The sequence below is a fragment of the Streptomyces sp. NPDC002838 genome (assembly GCF_040295365.1).
Classification (GTDB): domain Bacteria; phylum Actinomycetota; class Actinomycetes; order Streptomycetales; family Streptomycetaceae; genus Streptomyces.
Map to the genome: position 1 here is coordinate 1 of NZ_JBEOVF010000132.1, position 2,861 is coordinate 2,861.

Consider the following 2,861-nt stretch of genomic DNA (forward strand, 5'->3'; position numbering starts at 1 on the left):
CCGCCCGCCAGGAACAGCCGCCCCCAAGCGTCCACCTTCAGCCCGACCGTCATGCGTCCCAGGCCGCGGTGCACCACCTTGCCCTTGCCGCTCGCGAGGTCCACCCGGTACACACCGCCGGTGGCGATCGACCCGAAGTAGGCGTACGGCGCGAAGCCGATCGCGACTCCCTCCGGCCCCCAGCCATTGGGCAGCGAGAACTCCTTGGGCCATGATCCGGCGGTGCGCGGGGAGGCATGTGCCGTACCACCGATCAGGGCCGTCGCCCCCAGAGCGATGCCCGCGCCGAGAATCTGCCTGCGTGCGAGAGAAGTTGTCATCGATCGTCCTTCCACGGAAAACAACGGGCCGTGCCGGTCCGGCTGGGCACCTGAACCAATTCTTTAGAGTTCAAGCATTTGGACACAGCGACGAATGTCCTGACTCTCTTCGGTCGATCGGACGGAAAGCCGCCGGGTCGGTACGAGCGCCGACCGTGAAGGCGAGCCACTCGACAACCCGCCGACCTGGCAAGGCCGAACGTCGTGCCCGGGATACGTCATTCGTCCTTACTTCCGGCGCTTGCCTCCCGGCTCTCTGTCCAGGCCGTCACCGCTGGGCCATCATCCGAAAACCTGCCGGCCGCAGTGGCGCGACCGGCGTGAGTACGGTGGCGGCCGCGCGCCGCACCGGGAAGGCGAGCGGGCATGAGCGTGCAGCGACCGCACATCGAACCGGGCAGGCTGTTCATCGGCGGAGAGTGGCGGGACGCGGAGTCCAAGGAGCGGCGCGACGTCATAGACCCCTCCACCGGCAAAGTCGTCACCACGGTCGCGGAGGCCGACGGGGCCGATCTCGCCGCCGCGGTGGCCGCCGCCCGCGAGGCCTTCGACGCGGGGCCCTGGCCCCGGACGCCGGCCCGAGAGCGCGCCCGTGTGCTGCACCGGGTGGCCGATCTGGTGCGCGAACGTGCGGACGAGCTCGCCGCCGTGGAGAGCCTCGACGTCGGCAAGCCCGTCTCGCTCAGCCGAGCGGTCGACGTGGAGACCGTGGCCGAGACGTACGAGTACTACTCGGCGCTGGCACAGACGGTCGACGGGGCCACGCGGGAGATCCCCGTCCCCTCCCACGCCTACACCCGCAGGGAGCCCATCGGCGTGGTGGGAGCCATCACCCCGTTCAACTTCCCGCTGATCCTGAGCACGTCGAAGTTCGCGCCCGCGCTGGCGGTCGGCAACACCCTCGTCCACAAACCGGCCGACGAGGCCCCGCTCACCGCGTTGCTGATGGCGGAGATCCTCGCCGACGCCGGCGTTCCAGCAGGCGTGGTGAACGTCGTCACCGGCAGCGGCCCCGTCCTCGGCGAGGCACTGGTGCGTCACCCCGGCGTCGACAAGATCGCCTTCACCGGGTCGACGAGGGTCGGCCGCCTGGCGTCGAGCACGGCCGGCGAAGGGCTCAAGCCGGTCACCATGGAGCTGGGCGGCAACGCGCCGCACATCGTCTTCGAGGACGCCGACGTCGGGAAGGCGATCGGCGCGATCATCAAGGGCTTCGTCTTCAACACCGGACAGTTCTGCATGGGCGGACCCCGGCTCCTGGTCCACCGGTCCCTGTACGACACCGCGCTGGGCATCCTCGCCGAGGCGGTCCCGGCGGTCCCCGTCGGCGACCCCTTCGACCCGGCCACCGTCGTCGGGCCGATGGCCGGCGAGCGGCACCTGGAGAACGTCGAGCGGTACGTGCGAGCGGCCGTCGAGGACGGCGGCCGTATCGTCGTCGGCGGCGAGCGGATGGAACTCGACGGTGGTTACTACTACAAGCCCACCGTCATCGCCGGTCTGGACAACGACGCTCGCACCGTCCAGGAGGAGATCTTCGGCCCGGTCCTGACCGTCCAGCCCTTCGACACCGAGGACGAGGCGATCGCGCTCGCGAACAGCACGCCGTACGGACTGGCCGCCGGTCTGCAGACCTCCGACCTGGCACGCGCGCACCGCGTCGCCGCGCGACTCGACGCCGGCATCGTCTGGGTCAACGACTGGGCCATGCTCGATCCCGCCGTGCCTTTCGGCGGCGTCAAGCAGTCCGGCTACGGCCGCGAATCCGGGCCGGAGGCCCTGCAGTCGTACACGCGAACCAAGTCGGTCGTCATCTCCCTCGCCTGAACCCTCGACAGGGTCCGCTCCGAGCGCCTTGCGCCGGCCGCGGGCCCTTCCGGCCGATTGGCACGAACGAGCAGACTCACGAGTTACGCAGCATGCCCCTGGTGATCCTCTTCTCTCCGTCCGTCGAAGGTGGGGTGATCAGCGGCGTCATCACCACCGAGCCTTCCTTGGTCCAGCAGGGGCATGGACGCCAGGACGGCATCCCCACGCCGACCCCGGTCAGGCTGTCATGCCGCTGCCGCTCGGCGGCGCCCCGTGCCATAGCGTGGTCAGCAACCCGCCGTTCTCCGCAGTGTTGAAGGTGAAGGCGGCCAGCACCGGATACGGCGTTCGGACCGGCGACAGGCCCGGCCGTTCCCCCGCCGCCATCGCCGTGACACCCGCCCGGCGAGCGGTGACTGGCGGCAGGGCCGGGTACAAGTACCGCACCTGCGCACACTGACGTCAGCGCCGTCGGCCCGCCCTTTCAGAGCGGGCCTTCAGGATCCGCAGCCCAGTCACCCGGGCGGACGGAGTCAAGCTGCACTAGTGACCTGAGTCGGAGATTCGTCGTTGGTTCGGTATGAGTCGTCCGGGTCCGAAGATTCCGCCGTTGTCGGTGACCGATGCCCAGCGGGCTGTGCTGGAGGGCTGGGTGCGTCGCCGCACGACGGCTCAGGCGCTGGCCCAGCGGTCGCGGATCGTGCTGGAGTGCGCCGACGGGCACTCGATCAT

General features: G+C 69.9%; 2 protein-coding genes and 1 pseudogene. 1 reads left to right on the top strand and 2 read right to left on the bottom strand.

Annotated elements, in window-relative coordinates; genetic code table 11:
• Positions 1–320, bottom strand: a pseudogene (locus ABT063_RS51790) (superoxide dismutase); the annotation flags it as partial.
• Positions 321–686: 366 nt separating this feature from the next.
• Between ABT063_RS51790 and ABT063_RS51795 the strand changes: the two are divergent.
• Entirely contained in the window at positions 687–2,147 is a 1,461-nt protein-coding gene (locus ABT063_RS51795; protein WP_351069316.1) for an aldehyde dehydrogenase family protein, read from the top strand.
• Between the two features lie 219 nt (positions 2,148–2,366).
• Here ABT063_RS51795 and ABT063_RS51800 read toward each other — a convergent pair whose 3' ends face one another.
• On the bottom strand, positions 2,367–2,576 hold the full coding sequence (locus tag ABT063_RS51800; RefSeq protein ID WP_351069317.1) for a hypothetical protein: 210 nt from the start codon (positions 2,574–2,576) through the stop codon (positions 2,367–2,369).
• Between the last annotated feature and the right edge of the window lie 285 nt (positions 2,577–2,861).

Coding starts and splice junctions, on each gene's coding strand:
- ABT063_RS51795 (WP_351069316.1), top strand. CDS start 687: ATGAGCGTGCAGCGACCGCACATCGAACCGGGCAGGCTGTTCATCGGC.